The 22,447-nt window shown below is 65.4% G+C and carries 19 protein-coding genes and 2 pseudogenes; 7 read left to right on the top strand and 14 right to left on the bottom strand.

The features are described from left to right. The first annotated feature begins 9 nt into the window (after positions 1–9). The gene (locus ACSKB8_RS39280) at positions 10–3,126 is read left to right on the top strand and encodes an efflux RND transporter permease subunit (RefSeq protein WP_438109828.1); all 3,117 of its coding nucleotides are present in this window, start codon (positions 10–12) and stop codon (positions 3,124–3,126) included. Between the two features lie 3 nt (positions 3,127–3,129). Here ACSKB8_RS39280 and ACSKB8_RS39275 read toward each other — a convergent pair whose 3' ends face one another. The 5 genes from ACSKB8_RS39275 to ACSKB8_RS39255 all read right to left on the bottom strand — a co-directional run bounded on the left by ACSKB8_RS39275 (position 3,130) and on the right by ACSKB8_RS39255 (position 7,908). Continuing rightward, entirely contained in the window at positions 3,130–4,092 is a 963-nt protein-coding gene (locus ACSKB8_RS39275) for an amidohydrolase family protein (protein ID WP_438109826.1), read from the bottom strand. Between the two features lie 51 nt (positions 4,093–4,143). Beyond that, positions 4,144–4,701: an ATP-binding protein gene (locus tag ACSKB8_RS39270; protein ID WP_438109824.1), complete on the bottom strand. Its 558-nt coding sequence runs from the start codon at positions 4,699–4,701 to the stop codon at positions 4,144–4,146. A gap of 25 nt (positions 4,702–4,726) precedes the next feature. Then, positions 4,727–6,157: a TolC family outer membrane protein gene (locus tag ACSKB8_RS39265; RefSeq protein ID WP_438109822.1), complete on the bottom strand. Its 1,431-nt coding sequence runs from the start codon at positions 6,155–6,157 to the stop codon at positions 4,727–4,729. 199 nt (positions 6,158–6,356) lie between these two features. Beyond that, entirely contained in the window at positions 6,357–7,136 is a 780-nt protein-coding gene (locus ACSKB8_RS39260) for an enoyl-CoA hydratase (RefSeq protein WP_438109820.1), read from the bottom strand. A gap of 106 nt (positions 7,137–7,242) precedes the next feature. After that, positions 7,243–7,908, bottom strand: coding sequence for a hypothetical protein (locus tag ACSKB8_RS39255; RefSeq protein ID WP_438109819.1), 666 nt, complete (start codon positions 7,906–7,908; stop codon positions 7,243–7,245). A gap of 288 nt (positions 7,909–8,196) precedes the next feature. On the opposite strand from ACSKB8_RS39255, the pseudogene ACSKB8_RS39250 reads away from it, so the two are divergent. Beyond that, positions 8,197–8,741, top strand: a pseudogene (locus tag ACSKB8_RS39250) (sigma-70 family RNA polymerase sigma factor). 2 nt (positions 8,742–8,743) lie between these two features. After that, the gene (locus ACSKB8_RS39245; protein WP_438109817.1) at positions 8,744–9,382 is read left to right on the top strand and encodes an NrsF family protein; all 639 of its coding nucleotides are present in this window, start codon (positions 8,744–8,746) and stop codon (positions 9,380–9,382) included. Between the two features lie 10 nt (positions 9,383–9,392). Here the strand turns inward: ACSKB8_RS39245 and ACSKB8_RS39240 are convergent, their stop codons facing one another. Both ACSKB8_RS39240 and ACSKB8_RS39235 read right to left on the bottom strand, forming a co-directional pair. After that, the gene (locus ACSKB8_RS39240) at positions 9,393–10,496 is read right to left on the bottom strand and encodes a DUF2336 domain-containing protein (RefSeq protein WP_438109815.1); all 1,104 of its coding nucleotides are present in this window, start codon (positions 10,494–10,496) and stop codon (positions 9,393–9,395) included. A 62-nt stretch (positions 10,497–10,558) separates the two neighbouring features. Next, positions 10,559–11,715 (bottom strand): annotated as a pseudogene (locus tag ACSKB8_RS39235) (GGDEF domain-containing protein). Between the two features lie 437 nt (positions 11,716–12,152). On the opposite strand from ACSKB8_RS39235, the gene ACSKB8_RS39230 reads away from it, so the two are divergent. From ACSKB8_RS39230 to ACSKB8_RS39215, 4 genes are all read left to right on the top strand, one after another. Then, on the top strand, positions 12,153–12,722 hold the full coding sequence (locus ACSKB8_RS39230) for a sigma-70 family RNA polymerase sigma factor (RefSeq protein ID WP_091890816.1): 570 nt from the start codon (positions 12,153–12,155) through the stop codon (positions 12,720–12,722). Continuing rightward, a complete protein-coding gene (locus tag ACSKB8_RS39225; protein WP_091890819.1) occupies positions 12,719–13,414 on the top strand; it encodes a hypothetical protein in 696 nt (231 codons plus the stop codon). Before ACSKB8_RS39230 ends, ACSKB8_RS39225 begins: the two co-directional genes overlap by 4 nt. 16 nt (positions 13,415–13,430) lie before the next feature. Beyond that, positions 13,431–15,140, top strand: coding sequence for a S8 family serine peptidase (locus ACSKB8_RS39220; protein WP_438109812.1), 1,710 nt, complete (start codon positions 13,431–13,433; stop codon positions 15,138–15,140). Between the two features lie 513 nt (positions 15,141–15,653). Beyond that, positions 15,654–16,241 carry a TIGR03809 family protein gene (locus ACSKB8_RS39215; RefSeq protein ID WP_438109811.1) on the top strand — a complete coding sequence of 196 codons (588 nt, stop codon included), beginning with the start codon at positions 15,654–15,656 and terminating at the stop codon, positions 16,239–16,241. Between the two features lie 125 nt (positions 16,242–16,366). Here ACSKB8_RS39215 and ACSKB8_RS39210 read toward each other — a convergent pair whose 3' ends face one another. The 7 genes from ACSKB8_RS39210 to ACSKB8_RS39180 form a co-directional block, all read right to left on the bottom strand. Continuing rightward, entirely contained in the window at positions 16,367–16,675 is a 309-nt protein-coding gene (locus ACSKB8_RS39210) for a GIY-YIG nuclease family protein (RefSeq protein WP_091890828.1), read from the bottom strand. 238 nt (positions 16,676–16,913) lie between these two features. Continuing rightward, the gene (locus tag ACSKB8_RS39205) at positions 16,914–18,284 is read right to left on the bottom strand and encodes a TIGR03808 family TAT-translocated repetitive protein (RefSeq protein ID WP_438109809.1); all 1,371 of its coding nucleotides are present in this window, start codon (positions 18,282–18,284) and stop codon (positions 16,914–16,916) included. 235 nt (positions 18,285–18,519) lie between these two features. Beyond that, a complete protein-coding gene (locus ACSKB8_RS39200) occupies positions 18,520–19,176 on the bottom strand; it encodes a pyroglutamyl-peptidase I (RefSeq protein WP_438109808.1) in 657 nt (218 codons plus the stop codon). Next, on the bottom strand, positions 19,173–20,159 hold the full coding sequence (meaB, locus tag ACSKB8_RS39195; protein WP_438109806.1) for a methylmalonyl Co-A mutase-associated GTPase MeaB: 987 nt from the start codon (positions 20,157–20,159) through the stop codon (positions 19,173–19,175). Before meaB ends, ACSKB8_RS39200 begins: the two co-directional genes overlap by 4 nt. Positions 20,160–20,187: 28 nt before the next feature. Next, positions 20,188–20,529 (bottom strand): HepT-like ribonuclease domain-containing protein, encoded by a 342-nt coding sequence (locus ACSKB8_RS39190; protein WP_438109804.1) that lies wholly within the window; start codon positions 20,527–20,529, stop codon positions 20,188–20,190. Next, positions 20,530–20,844 carry a nucleotidyltransferase family protein gene (locus tag ACSKB8_RS39185; protein ID WP_438109803.1) on the bottom strand — a complete coding sequence of 105 codons (315 nt, stop codon included), beginning with the start codon at positions 20,842–20,844 and terminating at the stop codon, positions 20,530–20,532. It abuts the gene before it with no gap. A gap of 89 nt (positions 20,845–20,933) precedes the next feature. Beyond that, positions 20,934–22,445 carry a tripartite tricarboxylate transporter permease gene (locus tag ACSKB8_RS39180; RefSeq protein ID WP_438109801.1) on the bottom strand — a complete coding sequence of 504 codons (1,512 nt, stop codon included), beginning with the start codon at positions 22,443–22,445 and terminating at the stop codon, positions 20,934–20,936. Between the last annotated feature and the right edge of the window lie 2 nt (positions 22,446–22,447).

Raw genomic sequence — 22,447 nt, 5'->3', positions numbered from 1 at the left:
GAAGACCTGATGGATCGTCTCGTTGCTCTTGCCGTCAACCGGCGCTTCCTAATGGTCGGCATGTTCGTCGCCGTCCTGATCGGCGGCCTGATCGCGTTCAACCAGCTCAACATCGAAGCCTATCCCGATCCGACCCCGCCGATGGTCGACATCGTGACGCAGAGTCCGGGCCTGTCGGCCGAGGAGATCGAGCGCTACATCACGATCCCGATCGAGACCCAGGTCGCGGGCCTGAAGAACCTCACGACCATCCGCACCATCTCGCTCTACGGCCTCTCCGACATCAAACTCCAGTTCTCCTTCGCCTACACCTATGACGAGGCGCTGCAGCAAGTGCTGAACCGCCTGGCGCAGCTCGCGCCGCTGCCCGGCAACGTGCAGCCGCAGATCTCGCCGCTCAGCCCGATCGGCGAAATCTTCAGGTATCGTCTGGTGGGTCCGCCGAACTACAGCGTGCTCGACCTCAAGACCATCCAGGACTGGATCCTGCAGCGCCGCTTCCGCGCCGTACCCGGCGTCATCGACGTCACCGGCTGGGGCGGCAGGAGCAAGACCTACGAGCTCCAGGTCGATTTCAACAAGCTGGTCGCCAACGGCCTGACGCTGCCGCAATTGCTCCAGGCGGTCGGCAATTCCAACGTCAATGTCGGCGGCAACACCGTCAATATCGGCCAGCAATCGGCCGTGGTGCGCGGCGTCGGCCTGATCCGGTCGATCGACGACCTCGCCAACACCATGGTGGCACAGTCCGGCGGCAATCCGGTGCTGGTCAAGGACGTCGCCACCGTAACCGTCGGTCAGAAGCCCCGGCTCGGCATTGCCGGTATCGACGAGGCCGACGACATCGTGCAGGGCATCGTCCTGATGCGCCGCGGCGAGCAGAGCTCGCCAACCATCAAGCGCGTCCACCAACTCGTTCAAACCATCAACAACTCCAGCATCCTGCCGCCCGGCGTGCGCATCGAGCGCATCTACGACCGCGGGGACCTGATTGAGCTCACCACCCACACCGTGCTGCACAACATGGTGGTCGGCATTCTGCTCATCGTGCTGCTGCAGTGGATCTTCCTCGGCGACTTGCGCAGCGCGCTGATCGTCGGCGCCACCATTCCATTTGCGCTGTTCTTCGCCGTTATCATCCTGGTGCTCCGCGGAGAATCGGCGAACCTGCTGTCGGTCGGCGCCATCGATTTTGGCTTGATCGTCGATGCCACCGTCATCATGGTGGAGGCGATCTTCCGCCGCCTGACCCAGACGACGCCGATGTCGGAAACCGAGCAAATGTCGAATGAGACGCTGTTCGGCATGAAGAGCCATGCCATCCTCAGCGCCGCGGCGGACGTTTCGCGCTCAATCTTCTTTGCAGCGGCAATCATCATCGCGGCCTTCCTGCCGCTGTTCACGCTATCAGGCGTCGAGGGCAACATCTTCGGGCCGATGGCGCGCACCTACGCCTATGCGCTGGCCGGCGGGCTGCTTGCGACCTTCACCGTCACCCCGGCGCTATCCGCGATCATCCTGCCCGCGCATGTCGAGGAGACCGAGACGAAGGTGATGCTGATCCTGCATCGGTTGTATTCGCCGCTGCTGCATTGGGCGGTCGCCAATCGAAACATCGTGCTCGGCGGCGCCGTCGGGCTCGTGCTGATGACGGTGGCGCTCGGCCGGCTGCTCGGTCTCGAATTTCTGCCCAAGCTGGAAGAGGGCAATCTCTGGATCCGCGCCACGCTGCCGCCGACCATCTCGCTCCAGGAAGGCAACACCTACGTCAACGAGATGCGCAAGGTCATCCGCGCCCGGCCGGAGGTCGAGTCCGTGGTGTCGCAGCACGGCCGTCCCGACGACGGCACCGACGCGGCCGGCTTCTTCAACGCCGAGTTCTTCGCGCCGCTCAAGCCTGCGAGCCAATGGCCCGGCACGCGCGACAAGGAGGAGCTGACCGCCGAGCTGCTCAAGCAGCTCGACGACCGCTTCCCCGGTGTCGAGTTCAACTTCTCGCAATATCTCCAGGACAACGTCTCCGAAGCCGTCTCCGGCGTGAAGGGCGAGAACTCGATCAAGCTGTTCGGCAGCGATCTCCAGGCGCTGACCGACACCGCCAACAAGATCAAATCGGTGCTGGCCACCGTGCAGGGCGTCACCGACCTTGCGGTGTTCACTTCGCTCGGCCAGCCGACCATCCAGATCGACATCGACCGTGCCAAGGCCGCGCGCTATGGCCTCGCCCCCGGCGACATCAACGCCACGATCAAGGTCGCGATCGGCGGCGACACTGCGGGCGATCTCTATGAGCCGGGCAGCGACCGCCACTTCCCGATCATCGTCCGCCTCGCGCCGGAATACCGCAGAAGCGCGGAGGCGATCCAGAATTTGCGGATCGGTGCGCCCGGGCCGAACGGCACCGTCACGCAAATCCCCCTGAGCGAGGTCGCCAATATCAGCCTCGTCTCCGGCGCCGCCTACATCTATCGCGAGCAGCAGGAGCGCTATCTGCCGATCAAGTTCTCGGTGCGCGAGCGCGATCTCGGCAGCGCGATCCGCGAGGCGCAGCAGAAGATCGCCGAGCAGGTGCAGCTGCCGCCGGGTTCGCACATGGACTGGGTCGGCGAGTTCGGCAATCTCCAGGACGCGATCCGGCGGCTGTCGATCGTGGTGCCGATCTCGCTGGCGCTGATCGGTGTTCTGCTCTGGTTCAATTTCGGCTCGATGACCGATACGCTGCTCGCGATGAGCGTGATCCCGATGGCGATCTTCGGCGGGGTGCTGGGCCTCTTGATTTCCGGCACGGCGTTCAGCGTCTCCGCGGCGATCGGATTCATCGCGCTGTTCGGCATCGCCGTGATGGACGGCATCATTATCCTGTCGCAGTTCAACCAGCTCATCGAGGAAGGCATGGACCGCATGAGCGCGGTGGTGCGCACCGGTGAATTGCAGCTTCGTCCGGTGCTGATGACCTGCGTCGTCGCGGGCGTCGGCCTGCTGCCGGCGGCGCTGTCGGAGGGCATCGGCTCGCAGGTGCAGAAGCCGCTCGCGGTCGTCGTCGTCACCGGCATGATGCTGGCGCCCGTGGTGATCCTCGTGACCTTGCCGGTTCTGATCTCCTTCTTCTCACGCCGCGCGCGCTGACAGTCAGAACCCGTAGAGCCGCGCCGGATTGTCGACCAGGATCTTCTTGCGCACGTCCGCATCCGGCGCCCACACCGGAAGCTGATTGAGCAGCCGGCCGTCGTCGATCTGATAGAGCGGCGCGATGTCGGTGGGCTTGCGTCCCTCGACGCGGCTGGAATCCGGATGCGGCCAGTCCGTGCCCCAGACGATGCGGTCCGGGTTTGCCGCTATCAGCGCCTTCGCGAACGGCACCATGTCCTGATAGTCGGGAGCGAGCTTTGATGACCGGTAGGCACCCGAAATCTTGACATAGGCCTTGCCGGATTTCACCAGCGCGACGAGATCGGAGAAGCCCGGCTGCTCCAGGCCCCGCGAGGCTTCAAGGCCGCCAAAATGGTCGAACACGACGGGCACCGGCGCCGTCTCGACGAGGTCCTTGATCGCCGAGATCATGGCAAGCGTGGTGTAGAGTTGCACGTGCCAGCCGCGCGCCTTCATGCGCTCGACTGCGGCAGTGAAGCGCGGTCGGCCGACATTGGGATCATTGACGCCGCCGGTCGCCAGATTGAGGCGGATGCCACGGAAGCCGTCCTGATGCATCGCGTCGAGCGCGCTCTCCGGCGTTTTGTCGTCGATCACCGCGACGCCGCGGGCATTCGCGCCGCGTGCTTTCATGCCGAACAGGGTCGATGAATTGTCGGTACCGTAGACGCTCGGCGTCACGATCACCACGCGCTCGATATGCAGCGCCTTGTGCAGCGCGGCCATTTCTTCGGGACTCGCCGGCTCCGGTGTATAGACGCGTCCCGCGAAGAACGGAAATTTTTCGACGTCGCCATGGATGTGGGTGTGGCAGTCACAGGCATGCGCCGGGACATCGAAATTGATCGGAGTCGCAGGCTGCGCCGCACGGGCGTGGGCTTTGCTGGTCATGGCTACTCCGGCGGCAAGGGAGGCAAGCAGGACACTGCGTCGGTTGAGCACGGTTTCTCTCCCTGTTTATTCTTTAGAGGCAAGCTCCGAGAGAATATCACATCAGCCCGGCAACCGCTCCGCTTCGCTGCATACCTGCTCGACAAGATCGGCAAGCGGGCGTGAGCCGTCAACACGCACGACGGGACAGGACAAGCTCGCGAGCCACATTTCATGCTTTGCAAGATTGCGGCCTTCGCGATCACCGGCTTCATAATGGGAAGCCCATTCGACGAAGTCTTCGGTCTCATCATGACGCCAGTCGCCGGGCGCGACGGCATCTGCGCCGAAATGGGCGGTCTCGCGAGCGCGCAATCGCTCCAGGCGCATTTCGCGCGGCGCGGTCACGAAAACGACGAGGTCGAAGTACGGAACGAGCTCCTCGCCCCAGCCAGTGACAGATCCGCTCAGCACCCAGTCTATACGCGGCAGAAACATCTCGCGCATCAAGCGCAGACGTTCGGAGGCGGGGCGCGTCGTCTGATAGGGCGGCACCGTCGGCAGCCAGAAATAGTCGTCGCTGTCGTGATGCGGCAGCGCAAGCCGATCGGCGAGCGCGCGACCGAGCGTCGTCACGCCGGAACCCGAAGCTCCCATCAGATGGATGCGGCGGCTTTTCATCGGTACTCCGCCAAGAGACTTGAAACTACTGCCCCGACGGCGTGCGCAGGCCGTGCCAGGCGTCGCGGACCTGCTGGTAATGCACCTCGGGCAGGTAGTCCGGCGTGTTCAGGCTCAAGGTCTTGACGTCGAGATGGCCGACGGCGCTGAGCAGCGTGTAGGAGGCGATGACGCGATCGCGCAATGCGCCGATCAGGCGGGCCTTGGCCTGAATCAGGTCGGCCTGCGAGTTCAGCACGTCGACCGTCGTGCGTTGTCCGCCGGCGGCCTCGCGTTGCACACCCTGGAGCGCGACGGTCGCCGCCTTCACCTCGGATTCCGAGGCCGAAACCGTGATCTTGGCGCCTTCGTTGGCAACCCAGGCGCTGACCGCCGCCGTGCGCGCCTGGTTGCGCACCTGGTCGAGCACGAGCCGGCTCTGCGCCGTGATCTCCTTGGCCTGCCGGGTCTGCGCCGCGGCCTGGCCGCCGTCGTAAATCGGTGCGGTGACGTTGGCGACGATCGAGGCCTGGTCCTCGGCGAAGGTGCCGAGCGTCGGGTCGTTGTTGCGGCTCTTGCTGGCGCTGCCCTGGATGCTGGCGCTCGGCAAAAGCGTGCCTTCGGCGATGCGGATGTTGGTGGAGGCGACGTCGACGTCGAAGCTTGCGGCCATCACCGCCGGATGCTGGCGGATCGCCATCGTCATCGCGTCCTCGCGGCTCTTCGGCAGATAGCGGTCGACGACCTCGGCGGGCCGAAGCTGCGACGGCGCATTGCCGATCACCTGCGCATAGGTGGCCTGGCTGACGGCGAGCGCGACTTCGGCGGCGTTGAGATCGGCAAGACCGCGGTTGAGGCGCGCCTCGGCCTGGGCGGTGTCGGTCGGCGTGACATCGCCGGCGTTGAGGCGGCGCTGGGTGACGGCGAGTGTTTCGCGCAGGAAGGCGACGTTGGAGCGCTGCGCTTCGACCAGCGACTGGTTGGCGAGCACGTTGGTGTAGGCGGTGACCGCATCGAGCAGCACACCCTGACCGACATTGCGCAGCGCCTCGCGGCCCGACTGCACCTGGAGTTCGGCGGCCCGCACGCTGTTGGCGGTGCGGAAGCCGTTGAACAGGGTCTGCGTCACGGTGACGCCGATGATCCAGGGTTTCAGATTGGCGGTCTGGATGGTGTTGTCGGGCAGCAGATTGCGCACCGATTGCAGGCCGGCGCTGAGGCTGGCCACGACCTGCGGCCGGTAGCCGGCAAGCGCCTGCGGCACGTTCTCGTCGGTCGCGCGCTGCCGCGCGCGCTCGGCATTGAGCTGGGGATTGGTCTGGTAGGCCTTGGCCAGCGCCTCGGGCAGGGCTTCCGCCGACGCGGCCGAGGGCAGGGCGCAAGAGAGCGCCAGCGTGGTCCATGTCGCAAGCACAGGAGCCACGCCCGATCGATGCCGCGTCATCACGCGACCAGCTCTGGCGGCACGCCCAATCATGTAATCCCGCAAACCCTGGCTGTCCGCCCCCGCCGACGGCGGCCCTCTTAACTGTTTAACCAGCGCAGGTCCCGCAGGCAAACTGCCGCGGGGAAAACCCCCATGAAATGCGTGCTTGTTGCAGCTTCGTCACAGGGGGGCCTCAGGGGAGCGAGAGAGCCTTACACCAGCCTTGCACCAGCCTTGCCGCGGCTTGGCTTTACCGGTTCTTGTTCACCGGCTTGCGCTTCTCGATGAACGCCGCCATGCCCTCGGAGCGGTCTTCCAGCGCGAAGGTCGAGTGGAATAGGTTGCGCTCGACGCTCATGCCTTCGGCGAGCGTGGTCTCGAACGCGCGGTTCACCGCTTCCTTGGCCATCGCGGCGGCAGGGCGCGACATCGCGGCGATCTTCTCGGCTGCCGCCATCACCTCGTCCATGAGCTTGTCGGCGGGCACGATGCGGCTGACGAGGCCGCTGCGCTCGGCCTCCGCCGCATCCATCATGCGGCCGGTGAGGCAGAGGTCCATCGCCTTCGACTTGCCGATCGCGCGCGTCAGGCGCTGGGTGCCGCCGATGCCCGGAATGGTGCCGAGCGTGATCTCGGGCTGGCCGAACTTTGCGGTGTCGGCTGCGATGATGACGTCGCACATCATGGCGAGTTCGCAGCCGCCGCCGAGGGCGTAACCCGCGACCGCGGCGATGGTCGGCTTGCGGCAGCGTGCGATGCGGTCGCCGCCGATCGCGGCAAAATCCTCGGAGAACATGTCGATGAAGCCTTTCGGCTGCATCTCCTTGATGTCGGCGCCGGCGGCAAAGGCTTTCTCGCTGCCGGTCACGACGATGCAGCCGATGGCCTCATCGGCCTCGAGATCGTCGACGGCGGCCGCAATCTCGCGGAAGACGCCGAAGGAGAGCGCGTTGAGCATTTTCGGCCGGTTCAGCTTGATGATGCCGACCGCGCCTTTGCTCTCGACGATGATGTGTTCGAACGTGCTCATGTTCCACCCACGCTTTTGATTGGGCGGGCAATGTGCCCGCTGGCGCGGTGGGCTTCAAGAGGGCCGGACGCGGGACGCGGGGGTCGCGTCCTGGCGGAACTGACGGTCAGGCCATGAACATGCGCGCGGCCGAGGCCAGCGTCAGCAGCGTGCCGACGCCGATGAAGATCTTGCCGATCAGGGAGCTCTGGTCCCAGGCCGAACTCTGCTGGGTGCTTGCCATCACCGGTGAGGGGCGCGGCTGTGCTTCGGTTGCGGCGATCACAGCCTTCTGCGTCGGCGGGCTGTCCTGTTGCAGCGCGCGGTCGATGTCGTTGAGCTGATCGGGGGCCACCACTTGGGTGTCGGCGTTCGGTGCGGTGTTATTGGCGGTATCATCGGCCGCCGCCTGGACGTTGTCGTTGGCACGGCCCGTCATCGCGGAGGCCGCAGCCGCGGTCGGCGTATCGGCGGCGACCTGCGCATTGGCGTTGGCGACTTCCGGCGGCATCTGGCTCGAGGCCGGCGCGTTATTGTCGGCCTTGGCCTCGGCGGTATTTGCCGCAGCATCGTTCTTGTCGGCCTTGTCGTCGGATTTCTGCGCCGTCTTGCTGCTGGTACGGCGCGACTCATGGCGCCGGTGCTTGCTCGGCTTGGCCGCGTCGGCCTGCTTGCCCGCGCTGTCGGAGTTGCTGCTTGCGGCTGAACTCGGCGCCGCCTGTGCAATGCCCCCAAACAGCAAGAAAAGTCCGGCCAGAACGATCAGGGCCGCGCGCCCGATGGCTTTGATCATGTTGACGATCTCCCCAATTCCGCCCGTCCCGGGAACGAACAGAGACCCTGGGGCGTGACCACAGCGGGGCAGAAAATGGGAATCTTCTGGCTACACCGGGCAAAAGCGGGGCAAACCGCCCCTCGCGGCTGGCCGCCGGATGCGGGCCGGACTGATCGGTGTTATGAGCCGGCGCGGGCTGTTACGGCCGCACCGGACACGGAGGCGGCATTGATCACGAGTTCGTGATCTCTCAGTGCCGGGGTAACAAATTGAAAGAGCGGCCGAATTGCATGGTGAGGGGCGCGCGTGCGCGGACGTGAGGATGAATGGACCGGCCTGATGCGGTCGGCCATGGCTGGCGACGACGCCGCGTATCATCGCCTGTTGAAGGCGGTCGCGCCGGTGCTGCGCGCTGCTGCGAGGCGTGGGCTGGCGCGGGCCGGCCAGTCTCCCGACCAGGCCGAGGATATCGTGCAGGAGATCTTGTTGGCGGTGCATCTGAAGCGACACACCTGGGACAGCGAAGCTCCTTCGCGCCCTGGCTGTTCGCGATCGCCCGCAACAAGCTGATCGATACGCTGCGGCGGCGCGGCAGGCGCGTCTTCGTCAACATCGATGATTTCGCCGAGACGCTGCCGGGCGAGGCACCGCAGGAGACGGCTTCGGCGGGCGAGGTCGCCGCGCAGCTGAGCACTCTGCCGCAGCGCCAGCGCGACGTGTTGCAGTCGATCGCGGTCGAGGCCGCCTCGATCAAGGATACGGCAGCAAAGTTTGCGATGAGCGAAGGTGCGGTGCGGGTCGCGCTGCATCGCGGACTTGCTGCGCTGACTGCCAAACTGCGGAACCACTAGGCATGGATACCGATCAACTGATTCGCTCGCTCGCGGCCGACAACGTCCTTCGCGCGCCGCGCGTCGGCGCCGTGCTGACCATGGCGCTGCTGGTGGCCGCGCCGCTCTCGATCCTGATCTTCGCGACGTTCCTAGGCGTGCGCCCGGACGTCATGAGCGCGATGCGCAACCCGTTTTTCGACATGAAGTTCGCGGTGACGCTGTCGCTCGCGATCCCCGCGATCATCGTCAGCCTGCATTTGTCGCGCCCCGAAGCCCTGCTGCGCGGCTGGGGCTGGCTCTTGCTGCTTCCCGTTGGACTGCTTGCCGTGGCGATCGGCAGTGAGGCGATGATGGCGCCGGCCATGCCGATGACAATGCGCTTGATGGGCAAGAACTCCAGGGTGTGCCTGCTTGCGATCCCCGCGATGTCGCTGCCGCTGCTTGCGGGGGCGCTGTTCGGCCTGCGCCACGGCGCGCCCTCGCGTCCCGCGCTTGCCGGCGCGCTCGCCGGCCTGGTCTCGGCGGGATTGGCCGCGACGCTCTACGCCTCGCACTGCACCGACGATTCCCCGCTGTTCGTCGCGACCTGGTACACGATCGCGACCGCGGTCGTGACCGCGATCGGCGCGGCGGTGGGCTCGAAAGTCCTGCGGTATTAAGGAGCCAGCTTCACGCCGCCGGCGTAGTGCCCTGCTGCATGCGGTGGAAGCGCAGCACCTGCTGCGCGGTCGAAGAGCGCAGGGCTTCGTAGGTGTCTCGCAGCGCCAGCATATCGGTCTGCGAGCCGCCGGAGAGCTTCTCGCGCATGGCGATGATCGCGCGCACGCTCGACCACGACATCCCCGCGACCTTGGCGAGGATCATCACACCCTCGGTCCGGCTGTCGATCATCATGGTCTCGGCGGTCTCGACCGCGACGCCTGCGAGCGCGGCCAGCCCCGCATTGGTCTCGTCGAACTTGTCCTGCTCGGCGAAGGTGCTGACCTGGAATTCGTTGAGGCGACCGTCCGCGTGCAGCGACTTCACCAGCGCACGCGCCATCTCGGTCTGCCGGGTCGTGGCGGCGGCGCGGACCCGCTGAGTCGCTTCCTGGACCACGCTGGACACTTCGTCCGCGAGCTCGGGATGTGCGGCCTCTAACTTCCTGCGCACGCTCAACGAGGCCTTCGCGACCAGCTTCAAATAATGATGACGCGGCAGGTCGGGCCGCAGGCCGATGCAGGTGGCGAGGTCGTCGTCGCGTTCGGCGCGGCTGACGAGGTCGGTGAGACTTCCCTCGGAGAGGCGCGCGCCCGGATTGCTGAGGGTCGACTGCACCACGTCCTCGTTGCCGCGCGTCACCAGCAAATCGGTCAATGCCTCCGATAGCACCCGCCGCAGCGAGATCGCCTTAAGATGCGCCTGGCCTCTGGTGCGCGCGATCTCGATCAGGGTCGCCTCGTCCAGCCGTTCCGATTTCGACAGCACCGGGCCGGAGACCTCGATCACCTCGTCGAGCGCGAGCGTGCGGATGATCTTCGGCGGCGCGGACGCGACCGGTGCAAGGCGCTCGGCGAGCAGCGCCCTGGCCGAAATCTCGATCTGCTCGACCAGGCACTGGAACACGTCGTCGAACACGCGGACGTGGTCGTCGGAATAATCCACCGCGTTGCCCACGAAGAGATCGGTGACGCGGCGCAGCGTCTCGACCCGGCGAGCCACGGTGCCGTGGGAGAGCGCGGCCTGCAATTCCTCGAGCAGGTTCTCGGATGGTGTTGCGGATTTCGATCTCATTGCCCTGTCCTGGAGCGTTTGGTCCGGCGGCGTCTTCTCACGCGTCGGAAAAAATGAATTGGTCAGCCCGTTGCAATGCGATTGCGCCCTTGCGCCTTGGCGGAATAGAGCGCGTGGTCGGCGCGTGCTAGAACGTGTCGGCAGTATCGTTGTCGCGCAGCGTCACGACGCCCGCGGAAATGGTCACGCGCAGGCCGGGGGCAAATGCGCTCCAGTCGAGATCGGCGATGATTTGGCGCAAGCGCTCGAGCATGCGCGATGCCGCCTCGCCATCGGTTCCGGGCAGCAGCAGCAGAAATTCCTCGCCGCCGTAGCGGCCGAAGCAGTCGGCTTGGCGGATGTTGGCGAAAATGGTGATCGCGAAGGTGCGCAGCACCTCGTCGCCGATGGGATGGCCGTGGGCGTCGTTGACGCGCTTGAACCAATCGAGATCGATCAGCGCGATCGCGCAAGGCGTTGACGCCTGCCGCGACCTGTCGATCGCGGCATCGAGAAGCCGCATGATGCAGCGGCGATTGTAGGAGCCGGTGAGCTCGTCGAGCTCGGCCAGTTCCTCGATGCGCTGATAGGCGGCCTTCAGCTCGATGCTGCGCCGGTACAGGATCTTGCGCAGCGTGGCGCCGAACAGGCCGAGGAAAGCGCACTGGCCGATCACCAGCACGAAGCACAGCATGGAGCCGGTCCGCTGCAACCGGGTCGTAACCGGCAGGCCGATCGGCAGATCCGAGCCAAGGAAGACAAAGGCGAGCCCGCAGGTGGCAAGACCCCAGGTGAGCATCGCCTGGCTCGACGTCATCCGCAGCGTACCAAATGCGAAGATTAGAAACAGCACGGCGAGGAACGCGACCCCGACCGTCGGCACCGCCAGCAGGAACACCAGTTGCAGCGCCATATGCGCCGAGATCTGGAAGACGGTGAGGTAATGATCTTCGAACCGATCGCCGAAGCCGGCTTCCGACAGCACGGTGAACGTGCCGATGATCAGGAGGCCGCCGAGCCAGAACAGCGACGGCACACCCATGGAGATCGCACCGTCATAGGCGTACAGCAGCAGGACGGAGGCGCCGAGCGAGTAGCTCGCGACCTGGCCGATATACATCTGGCGGCGCTGCCGGGCCCGACGAGCCAGGACTTCCGGAGCCGCCGTCGCGGGCGCGAGGACGAGATCCGCGACTTCAGCGGCATTCCTCTCGGGAAGCGACGTCGCGGCCGTGTTCATTGTCCCGCCAATGGTGGATGTCAGCTCAAAAATCTACGTGGCAAGCCTTTAGGTTTGGTATCCTTCGAAATCGAATCCGAACCGTGCAGCGCGGAACAGGGGAATGTCGGCCCGGCAGCGAAATTTGCTGGCGGTTAAGCATCGGTTTGCGATGCGGTCGAGCCAAAGCAGGGGTTCGTGAGACATACACCGTGCAGGGCTGCTATGGATCCAGACTTGACCGGGCTGCCTGTGCCGGACAGTCCTTCCGCAGGGAAATATTTCAGTATTATGTTACCGATCTGGATCGAGGCGGGTCGCCGCCGATGGAACGAGAAAAAAGCGCGTATGTGGGGTAGATCACATAGGCCCCCGTATGTGTGCGGTAACTTGAATAATTTTGTACCCCCCGTCGAACCGTCCGCCGCACCGACCCGACCAACTTTGCGAGACGGCCTTTGAGCGCAACACAGGCGGCTTCGGACGAGGTCCTGATCGCCAGGATCGCTCAAGGCGACCGGCTCGCCATGCAGGTGCTGTACGGGCGGCACCATGTCAGGGTTTACAGGTTCGGACTCAGGGTCGTGCGGGACGAGCAGGCGGCGGAGGACCTCATCAGCGAGGTGTTTCTCGACGTCTGGCGTCAAGCCGGCAAATTCGAGGGCCGATCCGCCGTTTCCACCTGGCTGCTGGCCATCACCCGATTCAAGGCCCTGTCTGCGCTTCGGCGCAGGAAGGATTTCGAGTTGGACGAAGAGGCCGCCAACGCGATCGAGGATACGTCCGACGATCCGGAAACGGTGGTGCAGAAGAAGGATACCAGTGAGGCGTTGCGGGAGTGTCTGACGGGCCTTTCGCCGGAGCACCGGGAAATCGTCGATCTCGTCTACTACCACGAGAAGTCCGTGGAAGAGGTGGCCGAAATCGTCGGGATACCGGAGAACACTGTGAAGACGCGCTTGTTCTATGCGCGCAAGAAACTGGCCGAACTGCTGAAGGCAGCCGGCGTTGAGCGAGGCTGGCCATGATGGCTTTGAGCAAGAAGATGCTGGAGCAAGAGCCCAGTGAAATTGAACTGCTGCTGCCCTGGCACGCCGCCGGCACGCTGAACGCGCGCGATGCCCGCCGCGTCGAGGAAGCGCTGGCGCGCGATCCGGAGCTTGCGAAGCAATATGCCGCGATCCGCGGCGAGTACGAAGAGACCATTCATCTGAACGAGAGCCTGGGCGCTCCGTCGGCGCGCGCGATGCAGAAGCTGTTTGCCGCGATCGATGCCGAGCCGGCGCGGGCGACCGGTTCGCTGCCGCTGTCGGCACGCATCGCGACCTTCTTCGCGAGCCTGTCGCCGCGGACGCTGGCCTGGTCGGCGAGCCTCGGCGCCGTCGCGCTCGTGCTGCAAGCCGGAATTATCGGCGCCGTGCTGATGAAGAACCAGCCGGCGACCTTCCAGACGGCTTCGCTCTCGACCAGTGCGCCGATCACACGCGAACTTGGTGGCACGGTCGCGCCGGCGCGTGCGCTGGTGCGCTTCACCCCCGAGGCGCGCATCGCCGACATCACCGCGCTGCTCGACAGCTATCAGGCGTCGATCATCGACGGAGCCAAGGGCGGCATGTTCCGCCTCCAATTCAACAAGGCGATGAGCCAGGATGAGCTCGCCTCGCTGCTCGGCAAGATGCAGCGCGAGAAGTTCGTCAATCTTGCCGTCGCGACGCCGTGAACGCGCCGCTGAACCGATGATGCGCAAGTCCGAGAGCAGGGTACGCGCCGGGGCCTACGTTTCGTCGGTTGGAGCCGCGCTGCTGCTCACAGCCTGTCTCGGCGCCGAGGCGCAGGCGCAGGCGATCATGCGTACGCCAACGATCAGCGTTCCCTCGCGCACGCCGACCATCTCTCCGAGCATTACCCCGCGTGTCAGCCCCGGTGTTGCCGCGCGCGCGGTCAGCGTCGGCCGCGGCCCGCGGACGATCGCGGCCATTCCCCGCACCACACCGTTGCGCATGCGGACGACGCCGGTGCTGCCCTATGCGCGCTATTCGCCGAACCTCTATCCGGCCTGCACCGCACCCTATCGCGATGCCGGCGGCGAATGCCTGGCGCAGCCGAACGCGGGCGGCGAGGGCGGTGGAAAATCAGGCAAGAAGAGCGCCGGCAAGGGGCGTGGCAACAGCACGCCGGCCGCGGTGAACCTGCGCAGCTTCGCCAACGAATTCGTCGCCGAGATCGACGGCGCGCTGGCGCCGGCCGAGGCCGATGAGCTTGCGCGCCGCCATGGCCTGACGCGCGTCGCCTCCGAGAATTTTCCGCTGATCGGCGCAACTTTCGGCCTGTTCCGCATCAGCGACGGCCGGCCGTACGAGACGGTGCGGCGCGAATTCGCGGCCGACGGAAGTGTGCGCTCGATTCAGCCGAACTTCCGCTATGTGCTCCAGGACCAGACATCGTCGGGGTCGACCGAGGGCGATCCTGCGCAATATGCACTGACAAAGCTCCGCCTGCCGCAGGCGCATACGCTGGCGCACGGCGCCAACGTCACGATTGCCGTGATCGACTCCGGCATCGACGCCAGCCATCCCGAACTCGCCAATTCCATTGCCGACAATTTCGATGCGCTCGGCAGCGCCGAGGGGCCGCACGTTCACGGCACCGGCATCGCCGGCGCCATCGTGGCGCATGCGCGGTTGATGGGCAGCGCGCCCGAGGCGCGCATCATCGCGATCCGCGCCTTCGGCGGCACCGCCGGTGGCGCCGAGAGCTCGTCCTACATCATCCTGCGCTCGCTGAACCATGCCGCCGAGCACGGCGCGCAGATCGTCAACATGAGCTTCGCCGGTCCGAAGGACGCGGTGATCGAGCGGGCCATCGCGGCGACCGCTGTGCGCGGGCTGGTGCTGATTGCGGCCGCCGGCAATGCCGGCGCGAAATCGCCGCCGCTCTATCCCGCCGCCAATCCCAACGTGATCGCGGTCAGCGCCACCGATCAGCAGGACCGGCTGTTCACCGCCTCCAACCGTGGCAACTACATCGCGGTCGCAGCCCCCGGCGTCGACATCTTCCTGCCGGCGCCCGACGGCAAATATCAGATGACGTCGGGCACGTCGTTCTCGGCGGCCTATGTTTCCGGCATCGCGGCGCTGCTGTTCGAGCGCAACCATGCCTTGAAGCCGGAAGAGCTGCGCATGGCGCTCGCGAAGACCGCGCGCGACCTCGGTTCACCCGGCCGTGATGATCTGTTCGGCGACGGCGAGGCCGATGCGTTTGCCGCGGTCATGGCCGTTCCCGCCGACAGCGCGACGCCGGTTGCGGCGGCATCCGGTACAACAAAACGTGAAGACGCCGGCAAGCGTCGCGATGAGCCGGGCAGCCGCGCGATCGAGCAACCCTCGCTGTCAAGCGCAGAAGAGAAATCCGCGATTTCTCAGGCGGATAGGCCGGCGCCGCGATAGCCGCTGCGACAAAGATGCGCGCACGGCGAAGGTCAAAAAAGCAAACCCCGCGTTGAACGTTCAGCCAGCTGCCACGACCAAATTATGTGGGAGCGGTCATCCCTCCCCATCAGTCATATCAGGCGCGAGCGCCCATCCACCCCAAGCGCCCATATGGCTCGACCCGTCCGGTTGTCCCCCCGGACGGGTCTTTTCTTTTTAGGCATCTGATCTTTCGAAGCCTGGCGCTCGTTCAGCTTCCGGTTGAAGGATCGCGCCCGCGTTCGTGCCGATCGTCGACTCGGCACGCCGCAAGCCCGTCATGCTTGTGCGAAGCTTGACTCGAAAACACAGGAAATCTCCGCACGACTACGGTCTTTGACGACAGGCGCGGCGTCGTTGCTGGACAAGTCAAAACTTTTCCACAAAATATTCATGTCGCGTCTAAATTGATTCGTGTGCGTTGCGTCCCCGCGTCCGTGTTTTCTCCTGACGGGCTGGTTCATGACACATCGCCAAGAGACTATTCGCGACGTGGCTGTTAGCCGCGACCTTGCGGCACGCTGGTGCGTTCTCGCCGAGCAGCGGCTGCAACATCTCTCTGAAATGTTCGAGACCGGACGCTGGCGCCGCTACCACTCCGAGATCGCATTCCTCGAAAACATCCAGGAGGCCAAGCGTGCGGTCCAGACCTGGCGCGCGCTTGCAACGGGCGCGGACGTCGCCGCGGCAGCCGCGAGCGTGACGCCCGCCTTCGGCTGGTCGCCGGCGACGATGCCGCGCGTGTTTCCGCGTGAGCAACAGGCGCAGACCGTGCAGCCGAAGGCCGTCCACATCGCGCCCGAGACCGCCGTACCGGTCAGGCTCGATCCCAAGCCGGACGCTCTCGCCGACATCACCGACGCCCCGATCGCACCGCTCTCCGCGCCGCCCGCGATGGCACCGATCACGGCACCTGCCGTGATGGCACCGCCGACGGCGCCGGCCACGATGGCAACGCTTCTGCCGCAGTTCTCCCCGCCCGCCGCCGAAATCGTCGCAGCCCCCGAGCGCGTCGTCGAATTCACCTTCAGCCTCGACGGCCTGCAGGCAAAATACCCGCTGCTGCGGAACGCGTTCTAAGGGATGTTCAAGAGGGCAGCCGAACTTCTCCAACCCCGTCATCCTGAGGCGTGAGCCTTGCGGTAAGAGCACCGCAAGGGCGAGCCTCGAAGGATGTGCGGCCCGTCTGCCAGCCGCGTCGCCGCTCACTTCTTGGACCTCGGCGCTCCCGCACGTCGGCGCGCAAGCAGGCTTACTGCCTTCCAATCCGAGCGAACAAGCGCTTCCTTCTTGGCGCGGCTCCATCCCTTGAGCTGCCGTTCGGCCGCAATGCCGTCGGTGATCCGTTCGAAATGCTCGGACCACACCAAGACGACCGGACGCCTCGAATAGGTATATCCGGGATAAGCGCCGGCATTGTGCTCATCGACGCGCTTGGACACGTCCTCTCCAGTGGCGCTCCCGATATAGAACGAGCCATCCGCGCACCGCAGCATGTAGACAAAGATGCCCACAAATCATCCTTCGAGGCTCCCCGCGCGGTGCTCCGCACCGCACGGCTCGCACCTCAGGATGACGGCAGCGTGCTTGTTGTCAATATCAGACTTAACAGCCTTTGAGTGTGGTGCCGAATAGCTCTTCGCGAAGTCGAGTTCGCTCGCTCGTCCCGTCATCCTGAGGTGCGAGACACGTGGCGCAACGCGCCGCGTGGGGAGCCTCGAAGGATGCTCGGCCCGTCTGCCAGCCGCACAGTTAACGCCGCACTGCATTCCCGCCGACCACCACCTGCGCGAACCGCTGCGCACCGTCGGCCGACAGGTCCGACGTCACCGCACGCGCATGATCCAGCCCGACCACGGCGCCGCGCGGGGTCTCGGAGATCATGTTGTTGTTGACGAGCGCAGTGCCGGCTCCCGGCACCACGGAGACGCCGACGCCGGCCAGGGCCTTGCGGATCACGTTCCCCGTGATCGCGACGTCGCGCAGATATTTGCCCCAGCCGGCGACGATGCCGTAGGATGGCGCGTTCTCGATCACGTTGCCGGTCACCGATGAATCCGCTTCGATGTAGATGCCGACGCCGGCATCGTCGTCGGGTACGGTGCCGATCGGACGCTTCGGGAGCAGATTGCGGATGATGTTGCCCTGGACAACGGCGATGCGGCCGCCCTCGTTGAAATTGCAGACGGAGACGCCAACGGCGGCGCCGTCGACGGTGTTGTTGGCGATCACCGCGGCTTCGAACGCGAACTCGGAATAGAGCGCGACTTCGCGCACGTCGCTGACACTGTTGCCGGTGATGTGGATGTTGGAGGCGGAGTTGCCGCGCACCGCGGAGTAGTCGCAATTCCTGATGCGGTTGCCGCGCACGATCACATTGCCGGCGCGAAAGGCGTTGATGGCGTTGCCGTACTGGCCGGAGCCGCCGGGGCCGGCCTTGATGTCCTCGATGCGGTTGTCAGCGACCAGCGTGCCGTCATCGCCGATCGCGGTGCGCAGGATCTCGATGCCGTTGTCATTGGTGCCGGTGATTGTGTTGCGGGAAACGCTGAGGCCCCTGGCATCGAACGAGACCACCGCCGTCACCGCGATATTGGTGAACATATTGCCGGAAATGTCGCCGGACACCTGTTCGAGCCAGACCCCGCTGCCGCCGGAGCCGGTGATCGCGCAATCGGTGATGCGGATGTCGCGGCCGCCGAGGACGTGGATCAGGCCGCGCCGCGTCGGCAGCGGAATGTTGCCGCCGTCGAAGGTGATCCCGGTGAGGCCTATCGAGTCCGCGCCGTCGCTCTGGATCGCCGAGGCTCCGGCGGTGAAAACGAGTTTCGTCGCACCGCGCACTCCAATCAGTTGTGCGCCGTTCGGGAGCCGCAACAGGCCGGTCCGGTAGGTGCCGGGCGGCAAGGCGAGGGGCATCTGCGCCCGCGCGCTCTCATCGATCGCACGCTGAAGCGCTCGCGTCTGGTCCTCGCTGCTGCCGGGCCGCACGCCGAATTGCGTGGCGTCGCGGCCGAGCAGGGAAGTCAGCGGCGCCGCGCGCGCAGCGTCAGCCGGCATGGCGAGCGCGCCGGCGATGCCGGCGGTCGAAGCTCCGATGAGATGACGGCGATTGAGGTCCATGACGCGTCCTCCGGCGGACGCGGGAGGTGTCCGCGCCGACTGAGGTAGCGCAGGGGCGGCCGGTGGCGTGAGGATTGTTCGCGGTAGGGTTAAATGTTTACGCAAGCGAGGTGCGGTAGGGTGGGCAAACGACCTGTCCGCCGTAGCTCGGAGAGCGAAGGCGGAAGCGTGCCCACCATTGGCACCTCGGATGCAGATGCATGGTGGGCACGGCGCAAGTGCGCCTTTGCCCACCCTACGAAACCGGTGTGTTCCGCTCCTTCCTTGCCAACCGCACCATCTCCATCAGCATGGCTTCGCCAGCATCCACCAGCTCGTCCAATGTGATCCGGGCTGCGCCCTTGCGGCGCACGGCGCCGCTACGCGCGAGCAGGGGAATGTGGATGAACGCCGCAAGCCTTGGCCCGCCCGCTCTCACATTCTCGATCGCGCGCCAGCTCAGATAGTTGCAGAGATAGGCGCCGGCATCGCGCGAAGAGCGCGCATCGATGCCGGTGAGACGTGCGGCGCGCAGCAGCCTTGCGGTGTGCGGACCGAACATCATCGCGTCCGCATGGCCGGCGATGCCGCGCTTGCTCGAGCGGGTGTTGGCGGCATCCGGCCAGAGCATGGTGACGGCATTGCGGGCGCGGGTCTCGATGCGCAAGTAAGGCGTGCGTGCGGCGAGGCCGAACATCAGAAGCGCATCCGGCTTCACCTTCGTGAGCACGTCAGGCAATTGCCGGTCGACCGCAGCATAGGTGACCGGGAAAATGTGACTGGCAATCGCGACATTGTCGAGTGCCGGGCGGCGCAGCTGCGCCAGTCGCGCCACCAGTGGCTGGGTCGGATTATAGGGCGCGCCGGGAAACGGCCCGAAGCCGGTCAGGAGAACGCGGAGCTTTTCGCTCATTGCAGCAACTCCAAGATCTGCTCGGCGGCGAGCGCCGGCGTCAGATGGCCGTCGGCCACCTCCGCCTCGATCTTCCGGACCTTGGTCCGCACCGATGCCTCGCTGCGCAGCCGCGCCAGCATCCGCTGCTCCAGCATCGACCACATCCACTTCACCTGCTGATCGCGCCGACGCGCGGCAAACTCGCCGGATGCGCTCATCGCCTTGCGGTGATCCAGAACCCTCTGCCAGAGCTCGGCGATGCCGGTGCCGGTGAGCGCCGAATAGGTCTCGACCGGTGGGTGCCAATGCTCTGACCGGGGGCTGAGGATATGCAGCGCGCCGCGATAGTCGGCCGCGGTGATCTTGGCGCGCTTGAGGTTGTCGCCGTCGGCCTTGTTGATGGCGATCATGTCGGCGAGCTCGACCAGACCCTTCTTGATGCCTTGTAGCTCGTCGCCGCCGCCCGGCAGCATCAGGGCGAGGAAGAAGTCGGTCATGTCGCAGACCGCGGTCTCGGACTGGCCGATGCCGACGGTCTCGACCAGCACGACGTCGAAGCCGGCGGCTTCGCAGAGCAGCATCGCCTCGCGCGTCTTGGCCGCAACGCCACCGAGCGTGCCCGAGGACGGCGAGGGGCGGATGAAGGCATCAGTGGAGGCCGCCAGCCGCGCCATCCGCGTCTTGTCGCCGAGGATCGAGCCGCCGCTGCGCGCCGAGGACGGATCGACCGCGAGCACGGCGACCTTGTGGCCCTGTTCGATCAGATACGTCCCGAGCACGTCGATCGTGGTTGATTTGCCGACGCCGGGCGAGCCGGTGATGCCGACGCGAAATGCCTTGCCGGTGTCGGGCAGCAGCATCTGCACCAGCTGGCGCGCCAGCGCCTGATGGTCACCGCGCCGGCTCTCCACCAGCGTGATGGCCCGCGCCAGCGCCGCGCGGCTGCCGGCGCGGAGGTCGCGGGCGAGGGATTTGATGTCGAACGTCTTGGGGCTGGTCATCGTTGCAGGCGAGCGGGTGGATGCATCATCAGCTGGATGCCCGAATGCACCGTTCAACGAAAGATTTCAACGGCGGAAGATGATCTTGAACGATGTCCCACACAATCCCTACGTCTGTTGCATGGTACGCGTGGCGCAAGTGGTTGCCGAAATCGACCATTCTCTGCCAGTCGATCTCTGGCGCGTCTTTCTTGATATCGTCAGTCAAGCGCCGGGCAGCTTCACATATGACTTCGAGATAGCGTTCTGTCGCCATGCGGCGCGTCTTGTCTGCAGTGAAGAGGTCGAGGTTGTAGCCTGCCAGCAATGCCTCGATCTCGACGATGGCTTCGAGAATGTCTCGCAACCGGTCTTCCGCGGTCGGCGGCATCTAGAATACCTCGACCAGGTCATCCGCGATCCGCTCGGCGATGCGGGGCTTCAGCAGGTTTCGCAATGAAATTTGCGTCGTGAGGCCCACCTCATCTTCTATCAGATGCAGGACTTTGAAGAAATCGAACCGTGGTGGTTCCTCGCGCGAGGTCGTTTCGACGAGAACATCCAGGTCGCTGTCGGGCCGCGCATCACCGCGGGCACGTGATCCGAAGATGTATAGCCGTTTCACGCCCGCAGCCCTCAAGGCGGGAGCGATCTCCTTGAGCTTCAGAATAATTGTCTGAAGCGGAATGTCGGCGACCTCGATCATGGCTGGATACTAGCACAAAGCCGCCAAGCGGCCCAGCGCCGGACTTAGGGGCGTCTCGATGGGCAGACGAGGGCGCCGCTCGCCTGGAATCACCGGGATGTTGCCGCGGCCGTCTGGAGCGGTTTCATCTTGCGCCAGATCCACACCATCACGGGCCACAGCAGGGCGCCGATCGCCATCGCGGCAAGGATCGCCGCGACCGGGCGCTCGAAGAACGGCAGGATGCTTCCGTCCGACTTGATCAACGACGTGACGAAAGCCTGCTCGACCATGGTGCCCATGACGATGCCGAGCACCATGGCTGCGACGGGGTAGCCGTTGGCCTCCATCACATAGCCGATCACGCCGAAGGCGGCGACGGTGACGACGCCGAACATGTTATTGCCGATCGCGAACGAGCCGACCGCGCAGCACAGCATGATGATCGGCATCACTGTGGAGCGCGGCGCCAGCAGGATGTAGGCGGCAACGCGGATCATGGCGATGCCGAGCGGGATCATCAAAATGTTCGCGATGATGAACATCAGATAGATCGCATACATGCTGGACGCCTTCTCGGTGAACAGCGTCGGGCCCGGATCGAGGCCCTTCATGTAGAGCACGCCGATCGCGATCGCGGCGATGGTGTCGCCGGGGATGCCGAACAGCAGCGAAGGCACCCAGCCGGAGGCGATGCTGGCATTGTTGCTGGCGCCGGCCTCGACCAGGCCTTCGACATGACCGGTGCCGAACTTTTCCGGCTCCTTGGAGAACCGCTTCGACATCGCGTAGGAGACCCAGGCGGCCATGTCGGCGCCGGCGCCGGGCAGCACGCCGATGATGATGCCGACGATGTTCCCGCGCGTCATCTGCCAGTGATAAAGCTTCGTCAGCTTCCACTGGCCGGCCATGATGCTCCCGAATTTACGCCGCGGCAGCGGTGGCGGCTCGGGCGTCAGCATCGCGCGCATCACCTGCGCCACTGCGAACACGCCGACCAGCGCCGGGATCGGCTCGATGCCGCCGAACAGGTCGGTGATGCCGAAGGTGAAGCGCGGCACGCCGCCGGGGTTCTCGATGCCGATACAGGAGACCAAGAGGCCGATGAACATGCCCGCGATCGCCTTCACCGGCGAGGAGCGCGCGACCAAGGTGGCGCACATCAGGCCGAGCAGCGCCAGCCAGAAATATTCGAAGGTCGAGAACGACAGCGCGATCTCGGCCAGCGGCGGCGCCAGGATCATCAACGACAGCACCCCGGCAATGCCGCCGACCGCGGAGAACCAGACGCCGGCTCCGAGCGCAAGCTCGGCCTGGCCCTTGCGGGTCATGGCATAGGCTTCGTCGGCATAGGCGGCGGAAGCCGGCGTGCCGGGAATGCGCAGCAGCGCGCCCGGAATGTCACCGGAGAAGATCGCCATCGAGGAGGCCGCGACGATGGTCGCGATCGCCGCGATCGGCGACAGGTAGAAGGTGACGGGGACGAGCAGGGCGGTCGCCATCGTCGCCGACAAGCCCGGCAGCGAGCCGATCACGAGCCCGTACACGGAGGCCGCGAACATCGCGATGATGACCTCCCAGGTGGAGATCAGTGCGAACGCATCAATCAGGGTTTTCAGCATGG

Origin of the sequence: Bradyrhizobium sp. BR 1432, from assembly GCF_051547705.1 — a bacterium.
GTDB classification, from domain to species: domain Bacteria; phylum Pseudomonadota; class Alphaproteobacteria; order Rhizobiales; family Xanthobacteraceae; genus Bradyrhizobium; species Bradyrhizobium zhanjiangense.
This window is presented reverse-complemented; position numbering and strand designations above follow the sequence as displayed.